We start from the raw sequence: 20,489 nt of genomic DNA, 5'->3' as shown, positions 1-20,489 counted from the left end.
ATGTGTCGTCGCGTTCGCGCGTCAGCCGGGAAGGGCGAATCAGAACGACGCGCAGGCCGGTACGAGCGTGATGCCGACCGAGTCCTGCCGGAAGCGCTCGCGGTACGCGTGCCGGATCGCCGCGAGCCGCGCGTGCGTATCGGCAGTATCGTCGGCGACGATACGGATCACGAAACTCGCTTCGCCGATGATCCGGCCGGTGGCGCGGTCGCGCCATTGGCCGCGGGTGTCCCAGACCGTGAAACCGTCCGGAAAGCGCGGCGTGACGACCTCGGCAAGGAAGGCCGCGCGTTCCGTTTCGGTGACGGGGCCGCGTCCCGCGATATCGCGCCCGAACAGCAGGTCGGCCTGCAGCATCCGGTGCATGTCCGGCTGCAGGCAGCCAACGGAAGCGTCGACGACGGGCGAGGGCGGGGCCGCGCAACCGGCAAGCAGCGCGACGGCTGCCGTGCCGATCACCTGCCGCGTACGACGTTGCCACGCCGCGGGCCATGCGTTCGGTGGCGCTATCTGCCTATTTCGCGTCCGGCGCGCTTCGTGCGCGTAAAACGCTGCGCGCTCAACCACTTGCGTGCTTGTCCGGCGGGTTATCAACAGGGCTGTCAACATAAACTGGGGATAACCCTGAGTATCGTGCGCGGGTTCAGTGCTGCAGTTTTGCGTGCGCGAGATGCATGCCGAGCGTCGCGGGATCGGTGTTCGTGCCCGACAGCAGCACGCCGACCCGCTTGCCCTGCAGCGTTTCGCGCAGCGGGCCGAGCAGCGCCGCGAGCGCTGCCGCGCACGCCGGCTCGACCGACAGCTTCAGTTGCGAGAACAGGAACAGCATCGCCGCGCGCAGCGCGTCGTCGGACACCGTGACGATGCGGTCGACGTGGCGCCGGCACAGCTGGTAGCTGTACTCCTCGGTGTGCGGCGCCATCAGCGAGTCGGCGATGGTCTGCATCGCGCTCATCTGGATCGTGTGATTCGCCGCGAAGCTGCGGCTCATCGCGTCGGCGCCTTCCGGCTCGACGCCGTACACGTGCACGCGCGGATTCGCGAGCCGCAGCGCGGTCGCCATGCCGGCCGCGAGCCCGCCGCCGCCGATCGGCACGATCACCGCGTCGAGATCGGGCGTCTGCGTCGCCCATTCGTAGCCGAGCGTCGCGGTGCCGAGAATCGTGTGATAGCCATTGAACGGATGGATGAAGAAGCGGCCTTCCTCGGCCTCGATCCGCCGCACGACGTCGAATGCCTGCGACGCGCTGCCGGCGAGCACGACTTCCGCGCGGTACTGCTTGCACTGCGCGATGCGCGCCGGGCTCGCGGTATGGAACATCACGACCTTCGCGCTGCTGCCGAGCCGCATCGCCGCATACGCGACGGCCGCCGCGTGATTGCCGGCCGACACGCACGTGACGCCGGCGTTCTTGCGCGCTTCGTCGAGGGCCAGCAGGTTCGTGAACGCACCGCGCGCCTTGAAGCTGCCGCTCACCTGCAGCAGCTCGAACTTGAAGTTGACGTGCGTGCCCTCGAGGGACGGCAGGTCGGCGCGCTCGAACACGGGCGTGCGCGCGACCCACGGCGACAACGCGAAATGCTGCGCGGCGATTTCGTCGAGCGTCGGAATCGGTTCGCCGTCGATCGTCGTATGGGCAGTGCGCTGTTGGTCAGTCGACATGACGTGGCGGGTGGCGGGAGTGGGCCGGCCCGCACACGCAGGCCGGCGTGGCGGGGGCAGTCAGTGTGCGTCGACCGACATGCTGCGGATGAACTTGCGCAGGAACTGCTCGCAGGCGGCGAGCTGCGCGAGCTCGACATACTCGTTCGGCTTGTGCGCCTGTTCGATGTTGCCGGGCCCGCAGACGATGCTCGGGATGCCCGCGCGCTCGAACAGGCCGGCTTCCGTGCCGTAGGCGACCTTGCGCTTGTCCTGGTCGGCCGTCAGCGCGCGCACCAGCTGGGTGATCGCGGCCTGTTCGGTCGCGTCGAGCCCGGGCGCCGCGGCGATCTTCGAGAATTCGATCGCCGCGTTCGGATGCTCGCGAAGCATCTGCGGCAGCAGCGTTTCCCGCGCATACGCTTCGATGCGCGCGAAGATCTGCTCGGGATCGAGCGTCGGCAGGTTGCGGAACTCGAAGTCGAACCGGCATTCGGCCGGGACCGTGTTGATCGCGTTGCCGCCCTGGATCGTGCTCGTCTGCGCGGTCGTGAACGGCACGTCGTACAGCGCGTCGAACGGGCCTTCGGCGCGAAAGCGCTCGGCGATGTCGCGGATGTGGCAGATGAGGCGCGCCGCATATTCGATCGCGTTCAGGCCCTTCGGCGTCAGCGACGAGTGCGCCGCGTGGCCGCGCACGCAGCAGCGGTACGCGTTGATGCCCTTGTGCGCGATGATCGGCCGCATGCTGGTCGGCTCGCCGACGATGCAGCCGGACGGCTTCACGCCGCGCTTGACCAGATCGGCGATCAGCAGCGGGGCGCCCGCGCAGCCGATTTCCTCGTCGTAGGACAGCGCGAAATGAATCGGCTTCGCGAGCTTCGTCGCCTGCATCTCCGGCAGCAGCGCGAGCGCCGCGCCGATGAAGCCCTTCATGTCGCACGTGCCGCGGCCGTACAGGCGGCCGTCGCGCAACTCCGGCTCGAACGGGTTGCTGTCCCACTGCTGGCCGTCGACCGGCACGACGTCGGTGTGCCCCGACAGCACGATGCCGCCGTCGGTCGAGCCGTCGTGCGCGGGCACGGTCGCGAACAGGTTGGCCCAGCCTTCGCGCGGATCGTGCGTGAGCGTCGACTGGATGCCCTTCGCGGCGAGCGCGTCGCGCACCGTTTCGATCAGGCCGAGGTTCGGCACGCGGCTCGTCGTGTCCATCGACACCAGCTGCTTGATCCAGGGCAGGCTGACGAGCGAGGCGTCGCCTTGGGTTGCGGCGGACGGCGCCGGCGCGTCGAGAGTGGACATGGCAAAACTCCGTCTGAGGAATGGGAAAATCATACTCAAAAACGCGCCGGCCCGCCTTCGCCGGCCGCGATGCGGTGCAGCATCGCGGCCGTGCCGTCAGCGTGCCGCGCTCGTCGCATCGGCGCGCGGGGCGAGCGCGCGCAGCGTTTCCTTGATCGTCGACACGCGGATCGCGAGATCGGGCGAGCGCGTCTCGATGCGCAGCTTGTCCTGGCCCGCGAGCTTGATGTGCCGGTGCTTCTGCACCATCTCGATGATCCGCATCGGATCGATCGGCGGGTTCGGCTCGAACTGCAGCCCGATCGCGGCCTCGCTCGCGTCGATCTTGACGATGCCGAGCGGCTTCGCGGCGAGCCGCAGCCGGTGCGTCTCGACGAGCGCGTGCGCTTGCGGCGGCAGCTTGCCGAAGCGGTCGATCAGCTCTTCCTGGATGCCGTCGATCGCGTCGCCGTGCTCGCAGTTCGCGAGCCGCTTGTACAGCGACAGCCGCTCCTGCACGTCCACGCAGTAGTCGGCCGGCAGGATCGCGGGCGCGTGCAGGTTGATTTCCGTCGTTGCGGCGAGCGGGGCTGTGAGGTCGGGCTCCTTGCCGTTCTTCAGCGCCTTCACGGCGTCGTTCAGCATGTCGGTATACAGCTGGAAGCCGATCTCGTGGATCTCGCCCGACTGCTTGTCGCCGAGCACCTCGCCGGTGCCGCGGATCTCGAGGTCGTGCATCGCGAGATAGAAGCCCGAACCGAGTTCCTCCATCTGCTGGATCGCCTCGAGGCGGCGCTGCGCCTGCTTGGTCAGCGACTGCGGGTCGTGGACCAGCAGGTATGCGTACGCCTGGTGGTGCGAACGGCCGACGCGGCCGCGCAGCTGGTGAAGCTGCGCGAGGCCGAACTTGTCGGCGCGGTGCATGATGATCGTGTTCGCGCTCGGCACGTCGATGCCGGTCTCGATGATCGTCGTGCACAGCAGCACGTTCGCGCGCTGCGCGACGAAATCGCGCATCACGCGTTCGAGCTCGCGCTCGTGCATCTGGCCGTGCGCGATCACGATGCGCGCTTCGGGCACGAGCTCCTCGAGCATCGCCTTGCGGTTCTCGATCGTCTCGACCTCGTTGTGCAGGAAATACACCTGGCCGCCGCGCTTCAGCTCGCGCAGCATCGCCTCGCGGATCACGCTTTCCTCCTCGCGGCGCACGAAGGTCTTGATCGCGAGCCGCTTCTGCGGCGCGGTCGCGATCACCGAGAAGTCGCGCAAGCCCTCGAGCGCCATCCCGAGCGTGCGCGGGATCGGCGTCGCGGTCAGCGTCAGCACGTCGACTTCCGCGCGCAACGCCTTCAGCGCTTCCTTCTGGCGCACGCCGAAGCGGTGTTCCTCGTCGATGATCACGAGGCCGAGGCGCTTGAACTGCACGTCCGACGACAGCAGCTTGTGCGTGCCGATCACGATGTCGACGCTGCCTTCGTTGATCTGCGCGATCGCCGCGTTCACTTCCTTCGCGGTCTTGAAGCGCGACAGCTCGACGATGCGCACCGGCCAGTCGGCGAAGCGGTCGGCGAAGGTCTGCGTGTGCTGCTCGGCGAGCAGCGTGGTCGGCGACAGCAGCGCGACCTGCTTGCCGCCCATCACCGCGATGAATGCGGCGCGCAGCGCGACCTCGGTCTTGCCGAAGCCGACGTCGCCGCACACGAGGCGGTCCATCGGCTTGCCGCTCGTCATGTCGCCGATCACGGCCGCGATCGCCGCGGCCTGGTCGGGCGTTTCCTCGAACCCGAAGCTTTCCGCGAACTTCACGTAGTCGCGCGGCTCGAGCGCGAACGCATGGCCTTCGCGGGCCGCGCGGCGCGCGTACAGGTTCAGCAGCTCGGCCGCCGTATCGCGGATCTGCTGCGCGGCCTTGCGCTTCGCGCGTTCCCACTGGCCCGAGCCGAGCGCGTGCAGCGGCGCGCTGTCGGGATCGGCACCGCTGTAGCGCGAGATCACGTGCAGCTGCGCGACCGGCACGTAGAGCTTGCTGTCGCCCGCGTATTCGAGATGCAGGAATTCGGTCTCGCCTTCGCCGAGATCCATCGACACGAGGCCCATGTAGCGGCCGATGCCGTGCTGCGCATGCACGACCGGATCGCCGACCTTCAGCTCCGACAGGTCGCGCACCATCGCGTCGACGTTGCTCGCCTGTTCCTGGCGGCGGCGCCCGGCGCGGCGGCCGAGCGCGCCGTACAGCTCGGTCTCGGTGACGATCGCGTAGCCTTCGCCGGGCACCGCGAAGCCGCTCGCGAGCGGCGCGACGCCGAGCGCGAAGGGCGCGTCGCTTTCGAGCCAGCCCGCGAAGTGGTCGTTCGACGCCGGACGCAGGCGATGCTCGGCGAGCAGTTGCAGGATCGTCTCGCGGCGGCCGGCCGATTCGACCGTCAGCAGCACGCGCTTGCCCGACGCTTCGACGAAGGTGCGCAGCGCGGCGAGCGGATCGTCCGCGTGGCGGTCGACGGTGAGCTCGGGCAAGGCCGTCGCCCAGCCGCCGGCCGGCTGCGCGGGCAGCACGACGCGCGCGAACGGCTTCGCGAACGCGAAGAAATCCTCGTCGGACAGGAACAGCCGCTGCGGCTCCAGGATCGGCCGCTCGCGGTCGTGCGCGAGGAACGCGTGACGCTGCTTCGTATCGGCCGTGAAACGGCGGATCGACGCTTCGAGGTCGCCGGCGAACACGAGGTGCGCATCCTGCGGCAGGTAGTGAAACAGCGTGGCCGTCTCGTCGAAGAACAGCGGCAGGTAGTACTCGATGCCGGCCGACGGCACGCCGTTGCCGATGTCCTTGTAGATCGGCGCGCGGCTCGGGTCGCCTTCGAAGGTCTCGCGCCAGCGGCTGCGGAAGGCCGTGCGCGCCGCTTCGTCGAACGGAAACTCGCGGCCGGGCAACAGGCGCACGTCGCGCACCGGATAGAGGCTGCGCTGCGTATCGGGATCGAACGCGCGGATCGAGTCGACCTGGTCGTCGAACAGGTCGATCCGGTACGGCAGCGGCGAGCCCATCGGGTACAGGTCGATCAGCGAACCACGCACGCAGTATTCGCCCGGGCGCACGACCTGGCTGACGTGCTCGTAGCCGGCCAGCGTGAGCTGCGCCTTCAGCTTCGCCTCGTCGAGCCGCTCGCCCTGCGCGAACGCGAACGTGTACGCGGCCATGAACGACGCGGGCGGCATCCGGTACAGCGCGGTGGTCGCGGGCACCAGCAGGATGTCGCAGCGGCCCTCGCCGAGGTCGTGCAGCGTCGCGAGCCGCTCGGAGACGAGATCCTGGTGCGGCGAGAACGTGTCGTACGGCAGCGTCTCCCAGTCCGGCAGCAGGCGCACGCGCGCCTCCGGCGAGAAGTAGCGGAGTTCCTGCGACAGCCGCTGCGCGTCGACCGCGTTCGCGCAGATCACCGCAAGGAGCGGGACCGCGTCGCGGTTGTCGGCGAGATAGCGGGCGATGGCGAGTGCGTCGGCGGAGCCGTGCGCGCCGTCGAAGGCGAACCGCTGGCCCGGCTTGACGCGGGCGACGGGCGAGGCGAACGGGGTGGAAGCGTTGTCTGGCATAGGGACGGCAGGGGTGGCGGGCACGGGCGCGACGCGGCGCGCCGGTCGAGACGAAAGACCTATTATAAAATCCGCTTCTCGATTTCATCTTTCCGGCGTTTCCCCTTCGTGACTCCCCGACTTTTCGCCCTGATTCCTTGCGCCGGCACGGGCAGCCGTTCCGGTTCGGCCGTGCCGAAGCAATACCGCACGCTGGCCGGCCGCGCGCTCCTGCATTACACGCTCGCTGCGTTCGACGCGTGCAGCGAATTCGCGCAGACGCTCGTCGTCCTCGCGCCCGACGACACGCACTTCGACGCGCGCCGCTTCGCGGGCCTGCGCTTCGCGGTGCGCCGCTGCGGCGGCGGCTCGCGGCAGGCGTCGGTGCTCAACGGGCTGCTCGAGCTGGCCGAATTCGGCGCGACCGAGCAGGACTGGGTGCTCGTGCACGACGCCGCGCGCCCTGGCATCACGCCGGCGCTGATCCGCACGCTGGTCGCGACGCTGAAGGACGACCCGGTCGGCGGCATCGTCGCGCTGCCGGTGGCCGATACGCTCAAGCGCGTGCCGGCCGGCGGCGACGCGATCGCGCGCACCGAGTCGCGCGACGCGCTGTGGCAGGCGCAGACGCCGCAGATGTTCCGCATCGGCATGCTGCGCGACGCGATCCTGCGCGCGCAGCGCGAAGGGCACGACCTGACCGACGAGGCCAGCGCGATCGAATGGGCCGGCCATACGCCGCGCGTCGTGCAGGGCAGCCTGCGCAACTTCAAGGTCACGTACCCGGAAGATTTCGCGCTCGCGGAAGCGATCCTCGCGCGCCCCGCGAACGCTTCCTGACTTTCACCTCATCTCAAACCGGATTACGCATGGACTTCAGAATCGGACAAGGCTACGACGTGCACCAGCTCGTCCCGGGGCGCCCCCTCATCATCGGCGGCGTGACGATTCCGTACGAGCGCGGCCTGCTCGGCCACTCGGACGCGGACGTGCTGCTGCACGCGATCACCGACGCGCTGTTCGGCGCGGCGGCGCTCGGCGACATCGGCCGCCATTTCTCCGACACCGACGCGGCGTTCAAGGGCGCGGACAGCCGCGTGCTGCTGCGCGAATGCGTCGCCCGCGTGAAGGCGGCCGGCTTCACGATCCAGAACGTCGACAGCACGGTGATCGCGCAGGCGCCGAAGCTCGCACCGCACATCGACGGGATGCGCGCGAACCTCGCGGCCGATCTCGGCCTGCCGCTCGAGCGCGTGAACGTGAAGGCGAAGACCAACGAGAAGCTCGGCTACCTCGGCCGCGGCGAGGGCATCGAGGCGCAGGCCGCCGCGCTGCTGGTGAAGCAGGGCGCGTGAGCGCCTGACGCCGGTCCGAAGCGGCGCGCAGGTTGCGCCGCCGGAATGAAAAATGCCACGCGCTTGCGTGGCATTTTCGTTTTGCGGCGCGATCCGGCGCGCTTGACCGCCGTATCGCGCTGCCGTTCGCGTGGCTGCTTATTCGCCTTCGGCGGCGATCACCTGCGCGGCGGCGTTGATCACCGACGCGATGCGGCCGACGTCGCGCAGCTGCGTCGTCGTCATGCCTTGCTCGTTCTTCAGCAGCGCGTAGTGCGACTTCACGCAGAAGTGGCACTTGCCGACGATCGACGCGGCGAGCGCATACATCTCGAACCGGCGCTTGTCGACGCCGCCGTGCGACGCATACGCGCCCATCCGCAGCTCGGCGCGCTGCGTCTTCAGGTCGGCATCGTCGGCCATCTCGACATACGGATACCAGGTGTTGTTCATCCCCATCAGCGCGGCCGCCGTCAGCACGGCGTTCGTCTCTTCGGGCGACAGCACGCCGGCTTCGCGGATCGTCTTCACGAGCACGGTGCTCTTCGCCGCGACCGCCGCCGCCAGCGCGACGCCCACTGCATCGGTGCCTTCGAGCGACGAGCGCGAGATCGTGCCGTCGAGGTTCAGGCGAATGTCCTTCGCGTAGTCGGGGATACGTGCCTTAATCGAATCGATGAATTCCATTGATATCTCCTATGGGTTGGCCGTTAAAAAAGCCCGCAGGCAGGACGTGCGCCGCGGGCTTCGTGCATCGATGCGCTTACAGCGTTGCGCCGCCGACTGCACGGTTGCACGGGCACAGTTCGTCCGTTTGCAGGCCGTCCAGAATGCGCAGGACTTCTTCCGGGCTACGGCCGACGTTCAGGTTGTTCACCGAAACGTGCTGGATCGTGTTGTCCGGATCGACGATGAACGTTGCACGCAGGGCCACGCCGGCTTCCTTGTCGCGCACGCCGAGCTGGTCGATCAGCTCGCCCTTGACGTCGCCGAACGAGTAGTGGTTCAGCTTGTCGAGGTCCTTGTGCTCACGGCGCCATGCGAGCTTCACGAATTCGTTGTCCGAGCTGCCGCCGAGCAGGACGGCGTCGCGCTCTTCGAACTGCTTCGTCAGCTTCGCGAACTCGACGATTTCCGTCGGGCACACGAACGTGAAATCCTTCGGATAGAAGTAGATGATCTTCCACTTGCCCGGGAACGACGCTTCGGTGACGGTCTCGAACGCCGACTGGCCGTTTTCCTCGTGATTGTTGAAGCCCGGCTTCGCGGCTACGACGGTGAATGCTTCGAGTTTATCGCCCACGGTTTTCATGCGGATACTCCTGTGTGAGTTGGGAAGAAGACTGAGTCAAGCTACCTCGGTGCTGCAACGTTGATGTGACAGCATGGGCACGACTATAACACTATTAATAAGTCGCTTCAATAGTTTTTGACTAACGATTCCCATAGTTTTTTTCAACCGCGCCGATAGTGTGACGCGCAAGAAGCGTGCGCGAACGCGTCACGCCGTCGCACGCGCCTTGCCGGCGCCGGGGAATTCGAGCGTGACTTCGAGGCCCGCTTCGGGGCTGCGGTTGCGCAGGCGCAGCGCGCCGCGATAGCGGCCGACGAGGCGCAGCACGATCGCCATGCCGAGCCCCGTGCCGTCCGCCTTGGTGCGCGCCGTGTCGACGCGGTAGAACGGCCGCATCACGAGCGGCAGCTGATCCTCGGGGATGCCGGGGCCCTCGTCGCTCACCGACAGCTCGACGCGCGCGTGCGTCACGCGCGTCTCGAGCGTGATGCGCGACACGCCGTCGTCGCGGCTCTGGCCGTATTTGCGCGCGTTCTCGACGAGGTTGCCGATCACGCGGCGCATGTCGGTTTCGTCGGCTTCGATCACGGCGGTCGGCGCGAGCCGCGTGCGGATCTCGACGCCGTCCTCGCCCGACACGCGCGCGGCGACTTCGTGCGCGATCGACGACAGGTCGACCGGCTCCGGCTTGCGCTGGGTCGGACGCGCGTAGTCGATGAAGGCCGCGATGATGCGGTCCATCTGCTCGATGTCGTCGACCATCGCGTCCTTGGTCGCCTGGTCGGACGGGCTCATCTCGGTCTCGAGCCGCAGCCGCGCGAGCGGCGTGCGCAAGTCGTGCGAGATGCCCGCGAGCATCAGCGCGCGGTCGGCCTCGAGCTGTTCGAGGTCGCGCACCATCTGGTTGAAGCTGCGGTTGGTGTCGGCCGCGACGCCCATCCCGCGCTCGGGCAGCAGCTCGGGCGTCTGGCCCGAGCCGATCTGCCGCGCGGCGAGCGCGAGCCGCGAGAACGGCCGGTTCACGAGGCTCGTGATGAACGCCGAGCCGAACAGCGACAGCGCGAGCGCGAACAGGCCCCAGCCGGCCCACTGCAGGCCCGTGACGCTGTCGAGCTGGTCGCGGTCGAGCGCGACCCAGTAATCGTCGTCGTCGATCTTGAAGCTGATCCACACGCCGGGGATGTCGTTGACCGACTGCGCGATCACGGTATCGTCGCCGAGACGGCTGCGGATGTCGTGTTCGATCAGGCGGTTCAGCGATTCGTCGGGCTGCAGCTTGAACTTGTCGGTCTTTTCGCGCGGGTACACGCGCACGCCCTCGTTGCTCTCGAGATCCTGCAGCAGCGCGCGCCGCAGATCGGGATCGGAATAGAGCAGGGCGGTGCGCGTGAGCTTCACGATCGCGACGAGCTGGAGCGCGACGCGCTGCGCGCGCGGCTCGCGCTCGATCACGCGAAAGCTCTGGAACCACGCGGCGAGACTGACCGAGATCAGCAGCGCGATCAGCAGGAAGGTGCGCCAGAACAGCCCGCCGAACGCGAGCTGCAGGAGGCGCCGGTCGATACGCATGGGACGGGCCGTGGACGGGCGAAACCGGAAAGAGAAAAGATCAGGCGGCGCCGTCCGGAATGAACACGTAGCCGAGGCCCCAGACGGTCTGGATGAAACGCGGGCTGCCCGGATCCGGTTCGATCAGCTTGCGCAGACGCGAGATCTGCACGTCGAGGCTGCGGTCGAACACTTCGTATTCACGGCCGCGCGCGAGCTCCATCAGCTTTTCGCGCGACAGCGGCTGGCGCGGGTGGCGCGCGAATACCTTCAGCACCGAGAATTCGCCGGTCGTCAGCGGAATTTCCTGGCCCGACTTCGTCAGCGTGCGCGTCGCGAGGTTCAGCGAGAACTCGCCGAACTCGAACACCTCGGTGGTTTCCGACGGTGCGCCCGGCAGTTCGGCCGGCGCCTGGCGGCGCAGCACCGCGTGAATGCGCGCGACGAGTTCGCGCGGGTTGAACGGCTTCGGCAGGTAGTCGTCGGCGCCCATCTCGAGGCCGACGATGCGGTCGACGTCCTCGCCCTTCGCGGTGAGCATGATGATCGGCGTGCGGTCGTTGCTGCCGCGCAGGCGGCGGCAGATCGACAGGCCGTCTTCGCCCGGCAGCATCAGGTCGAGCACCAGCAGGTCGAAGCGCTCGCGCACCCAGAGCTTGTTCATCGCGGTCGCGTTCTCCGCGACGTACACGTTGAAACCCTGCTCGCCGAGATAGCGGCGCAGCAGATCGCGCAGGCGCGGGTCGTCGTCGACGACGAGAATCTTGGAGGGGTTTTTCGTTTCCATGAGCGGCATCTTATCGCGAATGGGAAATCACGCACGGTCGCGTATTTTCGCGCGTTACAGTCCGTTACAAAATTTACCCGTAGTGTCGCGCGGAGTAAAGGCAGGCTATAGAGATTCCTTTACTCGAAGCTGAAATTCGGTAGATACTCCCCTGCACTCCATCTTTCATCTTTGTACACCCGAATTCCGCAGGGTTTTTCAAGTACCAGAGGTAACCGGTTGCCGCGTGACGAAGGGAACAAATCGACCAAAGAAGCGAGGACGGTCATGCGATCTGCCCGGATTGCACTGATGCTGACGATCGCACTTGCCGGTCCATATGCGTCGAACTTCGCGTATGCGCAGCGCCCCGAGCAGGGCGCCTCGTCGCGCAAGCTGCCGCGCGGCAAAGCGCCGCAGCCCGACCGCGCCGCCGACATGGCGGTCCGTTCCGCCGTGCCTCCCGATCTCGATCAGCACCGTCGCGACGGGCACATGACGCCCGAGGAGCGCCACCTGCTGCGCCAGCACATCGAGGACGCCGTTCGCGAGCTGTACAAGCGCTGACACGCACGCGCGTTCGCACGGCGCGGAAAGATTCCGTAGCAATTTTTCGGTCAACTTTCGGATGCGTGCCGCCGTTGAACCGGCATCCGCACCGCCGGTGCGCTCCGGGAGTCCACGACGATGAAAGCGAACGCTGCCGCCCCGGCGCCGTCGCCTGCCATGCAGTCGCCGCTCGATGCGGACGACGCACTGTTTTTCCTCAGCCGCACCGGTTTCTCTCCCGCGCCCGCCGACGTCGTGCGCGTCGTCGGCATGACGCGCGCGCAGGTCGTGGCCGACACGCTCGGCAGCGTGCGGCGCGAGCCAGTGACGACGTGGCCCGACTGGATCGCCGAGCTGCCGCCGACGCGCGCGCAGCGTCAGGCGCTGACGCCCGACATGCGCCGCGACGAGCAGCGCGAGCGCAATGTCCGCTACGATGCGCTGCGCGCCGCGTGGGTCAACGAGATGATCGTCACGCCGTCGCCGCTCACCGAGCGCATGACGCTGTTCTGGCACGGGCACTTCACGTCCGGGCAGGACAAGGTCCCGTATCCGCAGACGATGGCCGCGCAGAATGCATTGTTTCGGCGCGAGGCGCTCGGCAACTTCGGCACGCTGCTGCATGCGGTCGCGAAGGATCCGGCGATGCTCCAGTATCTCGACGGCGCGAGCAACCGCAAGGGCCGCCCGAACGAGAATTTCGCGCGCGAGGTAATGGAGCTGTTCACGCTCGGCGAAGGGCATTACTCGCAGCGGGACGTGACCGAAGCCGCGCGCGCGATGACCGGCTGGAGCGTCGATCCCGATACGCTGCGCTTCGAGGTGCGGCCCGACTGGCACGACGCGGGCGACAAGACGATCCTCGGCGAGACCGGTGCGTTCGACGGCGACGGGTTTCTCGACATCCTGCTGAAGCGGCCTGACACGGCAAGCTTCATCGCCGGCAAGCTGTGGCGCGAGTTCGTGTCCGATACGCCCGACGCCGGCGCGCTCGATGTCGTGGCCGAGCGGTTTCGCGCCAGCGGCTACGACATACGCGCGGCGCTCGCCGCGCTCTGGTCGACCGACGCATTCTGGGATCCGCGCAATCGCGGCGTGCTCGTGAAGTCGCCGGCCGAGTTCGTCGTCGGGTCGGTGCGGCTGTTCGACGTCGCGTACGGCGATCCGCAGATGCTCGCGAACACCGTGCGCACGCTCGGGCAGAACCTGTTCTATCCGCCGAACGTGAAGGGCTGGCCGGGCGGCGCGATGTGGATCAACAGCACCACGCTGCTGGCGCGCAAGCAGTTCGTCGAGCAGTTGTTCCGCGCGACCGAGACGGCCGGCATGCGCTCGGCCGCGCACGCGATGGCGCCGCCGTCGCCGAATGCGCGGGCGCAAGCGATACCGGTTGCGGACGCGGCGTCGGTTGCCGGCATGCGCGGCGCGCCGGTCAAACCCGCGCGCGGCGGCCTGCGATTCGACCTCGAACGCTGGCTCGCGCAGTATCGTGCGCGGCCGCAGGCGATTGCGGGATTGTCGACCGAGCTCCAGCTGCAGCACGCGGTGCTGCCGGTGTCGCCGGTCGCGGCGATCGATACGGACTCGACCGGCAGCGCGTATCTCGAGGCGCTGCTGATGGATCCGGCCTATCAACTGAAATGACTGAAACGACCGAAACGACGACGAACAGGCACGCTGCCGCGGTGGCCATACCGCACGGCGAGCCGAAGGATGCACGATGAACCGACGTGATTTTCTGACGCTGACGGGCGCCGCGGCCGCGGCGGGCGTGTCGTTGTGGCAGCCGCCCGCGCAGGCGGCATCGATGGTCGCGGCCGGGCGCCAGCCGGCGGCCGGTTATGCGAACGTGCTGATCCTCGTCGAGCTGAAGGGCGGCAACGACGGCCTCAACACGGTGGTGCCGTATGCGGATCCGCTTTACTACCAGTTCCGCCGCAGCATCGGCATCAAGCGCGACCAGGTGCTGCAGCTCGACGCGCAGACGGGGCTGCACCCGTCGCTCGCGCCGTTGATGCCGCTGTGGCGCGACGGACAGGTCGCGATCGTGCAGGGCGTCGGTTATCCGCAGCCGAACCTGTCGCATTTCCGCTCGATCGAGATCTGGGACACCGCGTCGCGCTCGGACCAGTACCTGCACGAAGGCTGGCTCACGCGCACGTTCGCGCAGGCGCCGGTGCCGCCCGGCTTCGCGGCGGACGGCGTCGTGCTCGGCAGTGCGGAGATGGGACCGCTCGCGAACGGCGCGCGCGCGATCGCGCTCGTCAATCCCGCGCAGTTCATCCGCGCGGCGCGGTTGGCCGAACCGTCGTCGCTGCGCGAACGGAACCCGGCGCTCGCGCACATCATCGAGGTCGAGAACGACATCGTGAAGGCGGCCGACCGGCTGCGCCCGCGCGGCGGGATGCGCGAGTTCAGGACGGCCTTTCCGGCCGGTACGTTCGGGACCTCGGTGAAGACCGCGATGCAGGTGCTCGCGGCATGCGAGGCGTCGGGGCCCGGCGCGCAGGACGGCGTCGCGGTGCTGCGGCTCACGCTCAACGGTTTCGATACGCACCAGAACCAGCCGGGGCAGCAGGCGGCGTTGCTCAGGCAGTTCGCGGAAGGGATGAGTGCGATGCGCGGCGCGCTGGTCGAGCTCGGGCGCTGGAACCAGACGCTCGTGATGACGTATGCGGAATTCGGGCGGCGCGTGCGCGAGAACCAGAGCAACGGCACCGATCACGGTACCGCCGCGCCGCATTTCGTGATGGGCGGCCGCGTGGCCGGCGGGCTGTACGGCGCGGCGCCGGCACTCGGGCATCTCGACGGCAACGGCAACCTGCCGGTCGCGGTCGATATCCGCCAGCTCTATGCGACCGTGCTCGGACCGTGGTGGGGGCTCGATGCAACGCACGTGCTGCAGCAGCGCTTCGAGACGCTGCCGCTGCTGAAGGTGTGAGGCGGTCGTGCGTGACGGGGCGGATCAGCGGCGGCGTGCGGCGCGCCACGCGATCCACAGCTTGCGGATCGGCGTCAGCGCGATACGCTGGTGCAGCACCTGGTAGCCGTCGCGCTCGATTTCGTCGAGCAGCGCGCCGGCCAGTGCGATCTGCGCACGCAGCGTGCGTTGCGCGCGGCGTTCGGACGCGGGGATCGCCGCGTCGGCGGCGGCGAGCGCTTGGCGCGCGCGGGCCGTCTGAAACTGCAGCAGCTCGCTGAAGGCCGGGCTGTAGCGGCGATTCAGCAGGTCGGCCGCGGTTACGTTGTAGCGTTGCAGTTCGTCGATCGGCAGATAGATGCGGCCGTGGCGCGCATCGTTGCCGAGTTCCTGCACGAATTGCGCGAGCATCAGCGCGTGGCCGGCCTGCGCGGCCCACGGTTGCGGTTCGGCCGGATTCGCGGCGCTTGCGCGCGCGACCAGCGACGCGAAGGTGCCGCCGACCTGCGCGATGTAGCGCTGCAGGTTCGCGAAATCCAGGTAACGCGCCTGTTCCAGATCCATCCCGTAACCGTTGACGAGCGTGCGCAGCGCGTCGGTTTCTGCCCCGATCGCCGGGTGGTGCTGCGCGAGCGCCTTCGTGACCGGGTGCGACGGTTCACCTGCGGCGAGCGCCGCGAGTTCCTTGTGCCACCACGCGAGTTTCGTGTGTCCGACGGTCGGATCGCTGGTTTCCTTGACGGTTTCCTCGAGTTCGCGGCGCAGCGCGAACAGGGCCGTCAGGCGCGGTTCGGCGGCGAGCGGCGCCTGGCGCAGCGCGTAGTAGACGCTGGAGCCCGCAGGGGCGGCCTTTTGCTGACAGTAGTCGTCGAAGTTCACGGGTGGGGTCGTGGCGGAGGCGGGTTCGGGGGACGCGTGCCGGCGCGTGGCCGGCACGTCGAGCGCGGCATTCTAGCACCGCTGTCCGACGGGCGCCGGCGGGGCGAGACAATGCTGCGCAGATCGGGTAGAATCTCGCGCTCGCCTGATCGGGCGTGCCGGTTTTCGGGTTTTCGGGCCGGCATGACGCCCGGGCGCGTGAAGCACGCTTCTTGCGTGCCGCGCGGTCAGGCGACAGGAATGCGCGTGAGTGGCGAAATTGGTAGACGCACCAGGTTTAGGTCCTGACGCCCGCAAGGGTGTGCCGGTTCGAGTCCGGCCTCACGCACCACGAAGTCGAACGGGCTCCGCCCAGGACCGTTCCAACAAAGCGCTGCCGGTCGGCTGACCGGCAGCGCTTTTTTGTTGATGACGATTTTCGCCGATACACGGCTCCTGTCCAGCGCACGGAAATTCGGGTCGCGTAGCGCGTATCATCTCTTCATTACAGTTCCTGTACGCAGCGCTCCCTGCCGAGGACCGTCCATGAAGAAGAACATCGCACACACATCGATTGCCGTACTCACGCTCGCGCTGGCCGTACCGGCATCTGCCACGACGGCCGCCGACAACGTCGCGTGGAGCGCCAGACCCGTGCAGACCGGCGCAGCCTCCCCGGAGTGTTCGGCCTATTCGGGCCGGCTGATTTCGAGCGGGGTGTCGCTGTCGGGCGAAACCGTCCTGAAATCGGTCGGCACGGCGCTGCTCGGTTCCGCGCTGGGTTTCGCCAGCGGATATCAGGGCGCGGTTCCCAACCCGTGTCGACACGCCGGCTTGTGAGCGGCCGGGAGCGAACCGCCAATATTGCTACCGCATTTGATGAAAAGCGCCGCGCGTTGACCGACCGCGGCGCTTTGTCGTTCGGCGCGCGCCTAGTCCCAGAAACTCCGCACCGCGACCGCCACGATCACCGGCACCGAAAACACCAGCGGAATCGCGAAATACTGCGCTTCGCGATCGACGATCCAGCTATAGATCAACCACGCGACGCCGATCGCGAACGTGACGAGGCCGACCAGCACCGCGGCGATATTCAGGGCGAGCTTCGAAGGCTGGCGGCGCGCTTTGTCGTTGGTGTCGGGTTCGCGCGGAGACGATTTCATCTGAAGAGGGGCCCGGGCCCGGCAGGTGTAAAAGCACAGGAAACCCCATCCGCACCGATCGCGCAAGGGCCGGCCCCATCTCGTTGGTGAGCGCGCGTTACAACCCGAACGACACGGCCAGTTCGTCGAGCAGCTCGCGCTGGAACGTGACGAACCGCTCGCCTGGCTGCTGCGCGATCGCGAGGTCGAGCATCGGATCGGCGACCTCGGTGCGGATGCCGGCCAGTTCCTCGACGATCGCGAGTCCGCAGAACGGCACGTAAGCCTCCGAATAGCCGCCTTCGTGCACGATCACGAGCCGTCCGTCGCAGTGGCGCCGTGCCGCCTCCTTCACCGCTCGCGTCATGTACCGGTAACTGTCGGTATGCAACTGCATGCGCGCGAGCGGGTCGACCGCGCTGGCATCGAGACCGCTCGCGACGACGATCAGCTCCGGCCGGAACCGTTCCAGCGCCGGCAGCACGATCCGCTCGAACGCATGGCGATACGCGTCGTCGCCGCTGCCCGCGAGCAGCGGCACGTTCAGGTTCGCGCCGACGCCCGCGCCTTCGCCGCGCTCGTCGCCACCGCTGTAGCCGGGCGGAAAGCAGCGGTCCTGGTGCAGCGAGATCGTCAGCGTGTCCGGATCGTCGTAGTAGATCGACTGCGTGCCGTTGCCGTGATGCACGTCCCAGTCGATCACCGCGACGCGCTCGATCGCATGCTTCGCGCGCGCGGCCTCGATCGCGATCGGGATGTTCGCGAGCAGGCAGAAGCCCATCGGGCGATCGCGCAGGCAGTGATGGCCGGGCGGGCGCGACAGCGAGAACGCGTTGGCCGCATGCCCGCCGACGACTGTGTCGACTGCCGCGATCGCGAGGCCGGCGGACAGCGCGGCGATCTCGTAGCTCCCTTTGCCGAACGGCGCGAGATCGCCGAGGTCGCCGCCGTTCGCATCGCTGAGCGCGCGGAACGCGTCGAGATAGCTCGCCGGATGAATCCGCAGCAGATCGCCGGTGGTGGCCGGCGCGGCACCGCGCAGGTCGAGATGAGCGGCGAGGCCCGACGCCTGCACGAGCGACAGGAAGCGCCGCTTCGAATCGGGCGATTCCGCGTAGCCGGCGCTCGATGGCGGCTGGACCCAGCCGCCGACCGGGAAGAACAGCGCGTGCGTGCCGCCGGTGTGCCAGAACGTACGTTCGTCGGTGAAGAAGGCAGTGCGATTCATGGATGTGCTTGACCTGTCACGGTTGGGAGGAAACGGCAGCCGCGGCAATCCGCGCGCGGCGATCGATATGGCGCAGCGCGGCGAACGACGCGATCGCGACGGCAGTGGCGGCCGCGAACAGCGCGTGCATCGTGCCGCCGGCATCGAGCAACAGCCCGGCGAGCAGCGGGCCGGCCGCGAGGCCCGCACCGATCACGAAATTGAGCGTCGCGACGAGGCGCCCGGACGTATCGATCTGCGCGACGGTCGCGAGAATGAACGGCAGTACGAACGTCCACGCGAACTTGAACGCGAAGATCGCGGCGCTGTAGCCGCGCGCATGCGGCAACGCGGCGAGTGCGACGAGCGACGCCGCGAGCAGCGCGTAACCGGTGGCCAGCATCGTGCGCCGCGCAAGCCGGCCGCCCGCGCAGGATGCGAGCGCCGCGCCGGCAATCCCCATCACGCTCGCGATCGCGAGCACGTTGCCGGTCGCTTGCGGATCGAGTCCGGCTTCCGCCGCCGCGCGGCTCGCGAAGGTCCACACGCTGCCGATCGCGAGATAGAACGTCAGCACCGCACCGATCGCGAGCGCGACGAAGCGCTGCGGCGTATTCGTCGCGGCGCCGCGCGCTGCCCGCGCCGACGCGCGCCGCGCACCGAGCGTCGCCGGAAAGCCGCGCGACAGCGGCGCGGCAAGCAGCGCGAGCACGGCCAGCGCGACGTACAGCGCGCGCAGCCCGAACCCGGCGAACACGTGCGGCAGCACGAACAGGCCGATCGCGCCGGCGATCAACTGGCCGACGACCCAGAGGCCGTACACGCGATCGCTGTTCTCGCTCGTGGCCGCACTGGTCATGCAGAGCACCATCAGCGAGCCGCCGCCGAGCGCAGTGACGGCACGCAGCGCGAGCAGCGTGACGAAGCCGGGCATCCACAGCGCGGTCAGGAGATTGCCCGCGCCGAACAGCGCGATCGCGCAGGCGGCAACGCGGCGCGCATCGACGCGGCCGAGCCACAGGTACGACGGCACGGTCGCGAGGCTGAACGCACCGAGTTCGACGAAGAAGTAGGTGCCGATCTGCGACGCGGACAGCCCGAGCTGTGTCGCCAACTGACCGGCGACGGCCGGCGCAACGAGCAGCAGCAGCGGCGTGATGGCCGCGAACACGACGAGGGCGACGAGCGTCGAGCGCGCGAACGGCGACGCGCGGCCGTCGGACGGCAGTGCGGCATCGGTGGAGCAAAGGGTTTTCATGGCGGGATCTCGCTGGACGGAATCAGAACAGGTGGTACATGCCGACCATCGCGCCGAACTGCGATGCGCCGGCGAGCGGCGTCGGGTCGTATTCGTAGACGGTCTGCGAACTCTGGCCGCTGTTGCGCGCATAACCGAGGTTCAGGTAGGCGACGGTGCGTTTCGACAGCGCGTAGGTGGTGCTCGCGATGAACAGCGTGGGGTGGCCGATCGCCGGCGTATGCGAATCGGTGTGGTAGACGCCCGCGTTCAGCCCGATTCCGCCCGACGTCAGGTAGCGCGCGCCGCCCCAGACGATCGTGCGCGCCGCGTCGAGGTCGCCGGTCAGGCGTTCGACGCCCGCGTAGATGGTGAGCGGCAGTGTCGCGAACGCATAACGCGCGGCGAGCGTGCCGAGCTCGCGGCGGCGCGCGGACGCGTCGCCCGCCGCCGACGCGTCGCCGTGCGCCTGATGCAGCACCGCGCTGACCGACAGCCCGTTGCTCGTGTACTGGCCGCCGAGTTCGAGCACGCGCCCGGCGCGCGTATTGCCCGCGACGCCGGCCGTCGCGGCGAGGGCCTCGACATCGAAGCCGGCGAACGCCGGCGACTGGTACTTGATCGCGTGGTCGATGAAGTTCGCGTTCATCGGCACGAGCACGCCCTGGCCGCTGTACGACGCGTACCACAGCGGGTCGTAGAACAGCGTCTTGTCGAACAGCACGCTGAACTGCCGGCCGAGCGTGACGGTGCCGACGGGCCCCGCGATGCCGACGTACGCGCCGCGGAAGAACGCGTAGCCGGGGACGGTCGCGGTGCCGTCGTTGAGGTTGAGACCCTGTTCGAGCTTGAACAGCGCGCGCCAGCCGCCGCCGAGATCCTCGCTGCCCTTGAGCCCGACCTGCGACGGCAGGATGCCGTAGTTCTGCAACTGCACGGCCGCGTGCCGTCCGTCGGCATGCGTCAGGTACTGCACGCCGGCGTCGAGCGCGCCGTACAGCGTGAGGGTCGATTGCGCGTGCGCGGCGAGGCTGCACGCGGCGAGCGCAACGGCGGCCGTCGCCGTGCGGATGAAGCAGGGTGTCATCACGTGGGGTTCTCCATACCGTCCTGCATCGTTTGTCGTTGGTGTTGTCGCGACGCA

The 20,489-nt window shown here is 68.3% G+C and carries 19 protein-coding genes and 1 tRNA gene; 7 read left to right on the top strand and 13 right to left on the bottom strand.

Translation table 11 applies throughout. The features are described from left to right. Positions 1 to 39: 39 nt before the first annotated feature. The 4 genes from U4Z31_RS00865 to mfd all read right to left on the bottom strand — a co-directional run bounded on the left by U4Z31_RS00865 (position 40) and on the right by mfd (position 6,511). Positions 40 to 567, bottom strand: coding sequence for a DUF3574 domain-containing protein (locus U4Z31_RS00865; protein ID WP_321809204.1), 528 nt, complete (start codon positions 565 to 567; stop codon positions 40 to 42). Between the two features lie 76 nt (positions 568 to 643). Then, positions 644 to 1,663, bottom strand: coding sequence for a threonine/serine dehydratase (locus tag U4Z31_RS00860; RefSeq protein ID WP_044843727.1), 1,020 nt, complete (start codon positions 1,661 to 1,663; stop codon positions 644 to 646). 60 nt (positions 1,664 to 1,723) lie between these two features. After that, the gene (gene argE / locus U4Z31_RS00855; protein WP_124520045.1) at positions 1,724 to 2,944 is read right to left on the bottom strand and encodes an acetylornithine deacetylase; all 1,221 of its coding nucleotides are present in this window, start codon (positions 2,942 to 2,944) and stop codon (positions 1,724 to 1,726) included. A gap of 96 nt (positions 2,945 to 3,040) precedes the next feature. Beyond that, a complete protein-coding gene (gene mfd / locus U4Z31_RS00850; RefSeq protein ID WP_257771501.1) occupies positions 3,041 to 6,511 on the bottom strand; it encodes a transcription-repair coupling factor in 3,471 nt (1,156 codons plus the stop codon). Between the two features lie 108 nt (positions 6,512 to 6,619). Here mfd and ispD point away from each other — a divergent pair, with 108 nt between their 5' ends. Further along, positions 6,620 to 7,330 carry a 2-C-methyl-D-erythritol 4-phosphate cytidylyltransferase gene (ispD, locus tag U4Z31_RS00845; protein ID WP_124486221.1) on the top strand — a complete coding sequence of 237 codons (711 nt, stop codon included), beginning with the start codon at positions 6,620 to 6,622 and terminating at the stop codon, positions 7,328 to 7,330. A gap of 29 nt (positions 7,331 to 7,359) precedes the next feature. Beyond that, complete coding sequence (gene ispF, locus U4Z31_RS00840; RefSeq protein WP_044843723.1) at positions 7,360 to 7,845, top strand: 2-C-methyl-D-erythritol 2,4-cyclodiphosphate synthase; 486 nt, start codon at positions 7,360 to 7,362, stop codon at positions 7,843 to 7,845. A gap of 138 nt (positions 7,846 to 7,983) precedes the next feature. On the opposite strand, the gene U4Z31_RS00835 is transcribed toward ispF, so the two are convergent. The 4 genes from U4Z31_RS00835 to ompR form a co-directional block, all read right to left on the bottom strand. Then, positions 7,984 to 8,511 carry a carboxymuconolactone decarboxylase family protein gene (locus U4Z31_RS00835; RefSeq protein ID WP_044843722.1) on the bottom strand — a complete coding sequence of 176 codons (528 nt, stop codon included), beginning with the start codon at positions 8,509 to 8,511 and terminating at the stop codon, positions 7,984 to 7,986. Positions 8,512 to 8,587: 76 nt separating this feature from the next. After that, entirely contained in the window at positions 8,588 to 9,136 is a 549-nt protein-coding gene (locus U4Z31_RS00830; RefSeq protein WP_006478563.1) for a peroxiredoxin, read from the bottom strand. A gap of 189 nt (positions 9,137 to 9,325) precedes the next feature. Next, on the bottom strand, positions 9,326 to 10,687 hold the full coding sequence (locus U4Z31_RS00825; RefSeq protein ID WP_044843721.1) for an ATP-binding protein: 1,362 nt from the start codon (positions 10,685 to 10,687) through the stop codon (positions 9,326 to 9,328). A gap of 40 nt (positions 10,688 to 10,727) precedes the next feature. Continuing rightward, positions 10,728 to 11,462 (bottom strand): two-component system response regulator OmpR, encoded by a 735-nt coding sequence (ompR, locus tag U4Z31_RS00820; RefSeq protein ID WP_004192636.1) that lies wholly within the window; start codon positions 11,460 to 11,462, stop codon positions 10,728 to 10,730. A 258-nt stretch (positions 11,463 to 11,720) separates the two neighbouring features. Here ompR and U4Z31_RS00815 point away from each other — a divergent pair, with 258 nt between their 5' ends. The 3 genes from U4Z31_RS00815 (at position 11,721) to U4Z31_RS00805 (ending at position 14,922) form a co-directional block, all read left to right on the top strand. After that, complete coding sequence (locus U4Z31_RS00815) at positions 11,721 to 11,999, top strand: hypothetical protein (RefSeq protein ID WP_124666474.1); 279 nt, start codon at positions 11,721 to 11,723, stop codon at positions 11,997 to 11,999. A 120-nt stretch (positions 12,000 to 12,119) separates the two neighbouring features. Then, positions 12,120 to 13,625 carry a DUF1800 domain-containing protein gene (locus U4Z31_RS00810; protein ID WP_321809203.1) on the top strand — a complete coding sequence of 502 codons (1,506 nt, stop codon included), beginning with the start codon at positions 12,120 to 12,122 and terminating at the stop codon, positions 13,623 to 13,625. 76 nt (positions 13,626 to 13,701) lie between these two features. Then, positions 13,702 to 14,922, top strand: a complete 1,221-nt coding sequence (locus U4Z31_RS00805) for a DUF1501 domain-containing protein (RefSeq protein ID WP_321809202.1) — start codon at positions 13,702 to 13,704, stop codon at positions 14,920 to 14,922. A gap of 24 nt (positions 14,923 to 14,946) precedes the next feature. Here the strand turns inward: U4Z31_RS00805 and hpnD are convergent, their stop codons facing one another. Next, the gene (gene hpnD, locus U4Z31_RS00800) at positions 14,947 to 15,780 is read right to left on the bottom strand and encodes a presqualene diphosphate synthase HpnD (protein ID WP_321809201.1); all 834 of its coding nucleotides are present in this window, start codon (positions 15,778 to 15,780) and stop codon (positions 14,947 to 14,949) included. Between the two features lie 244 nt (positions 15,781 to 16,024). Between hpnD and U4Z31_RS00795 the strand changes: the two genes are divergently transcribed. After that, positions 16,025 to 16,111 (top strand) — tRNA-Leu (locus U4Z31_RS00795). 194 nt (positions 16,112 to 16,305) lie between these two features. Then, entirely contained in the window at positions 16,306 to 16,599 is a 294-nt protein-coding gene (locus U4Z31_RS00790) for a hypothetical protein (RefSeq protein WP_321809200.1), read from the top strand. Between the two features lie 92 nt (positions 16,600 to 16,691). Here U4Z31_RS00790 and U4Z31_RS00785 read toward each other — a convergent pair whose 3' ends face one another. From U4Z31_RS00785 to U4Z31_RS00770, 4 genes are all read right to left on the bottom strand, one after another. Further along, a complete protein-coding gene (locus tag U4Z31_RS00785; RefSeq protein WP_044843684.1) occupies positions 16,692 to 16,922 on the bottom strand; it encodes a hypothetical protein in 231 nt (76 codons plus the stop codon). A gap of 97 nt (positions 16,923 to 17,019) precedes the next feature. Then, a complete protein-coding gene (locus tag U4Z31_RS00780) occupies positions 17,020 to 18,129 on the bottom strand; it encodes a class II histone deacetylase (protein ID WP_044843683.1) in 1,110 nt (369 codons plus the stop codon). Between the two features lie 16 nt (positions 18,130 to 18,145). Then, positions 18,146 to 19,366, bottom strand: coding sequence for an MFS transporter (locus tag U4Z31_RS00775; protein ID WP_321809199.1), 1,221 nt, complete (start codon positions 19,364 to 19,366; stop codon positions 18,146 to 18,148). Between the two features lie 22 nt (positions 19,367 to 19,388). Further along, positions 19,389 to 20,435 (bottom strand): porin, encoded by a 1,047-nt coding sequence (locus U4Z31_RS00770; RefSeq protein WP_321809198.1) that lies wholly within the window; start codon positions 20,433 to 20,435, stop codon positions 19,389 to 19,391. Positions 20,436 to 20,489 lie beyond the last annotated feature (54 nt).

Origin of the sequence: Burkholderia sp. BCC1985, assembly GCF_905339915.1 — a bacterium.
Lineage (GTDB): Bacteria > Pseudomonadota > Gammaproteobacteria > Burkholderiales > Burkholderiaceae > Burkholderia.
The sequence above is the reverse complement of the archived record's forward strand: the minus strand, read 5'-3'. Positions and strand labels throughout refer to the sequence as shown.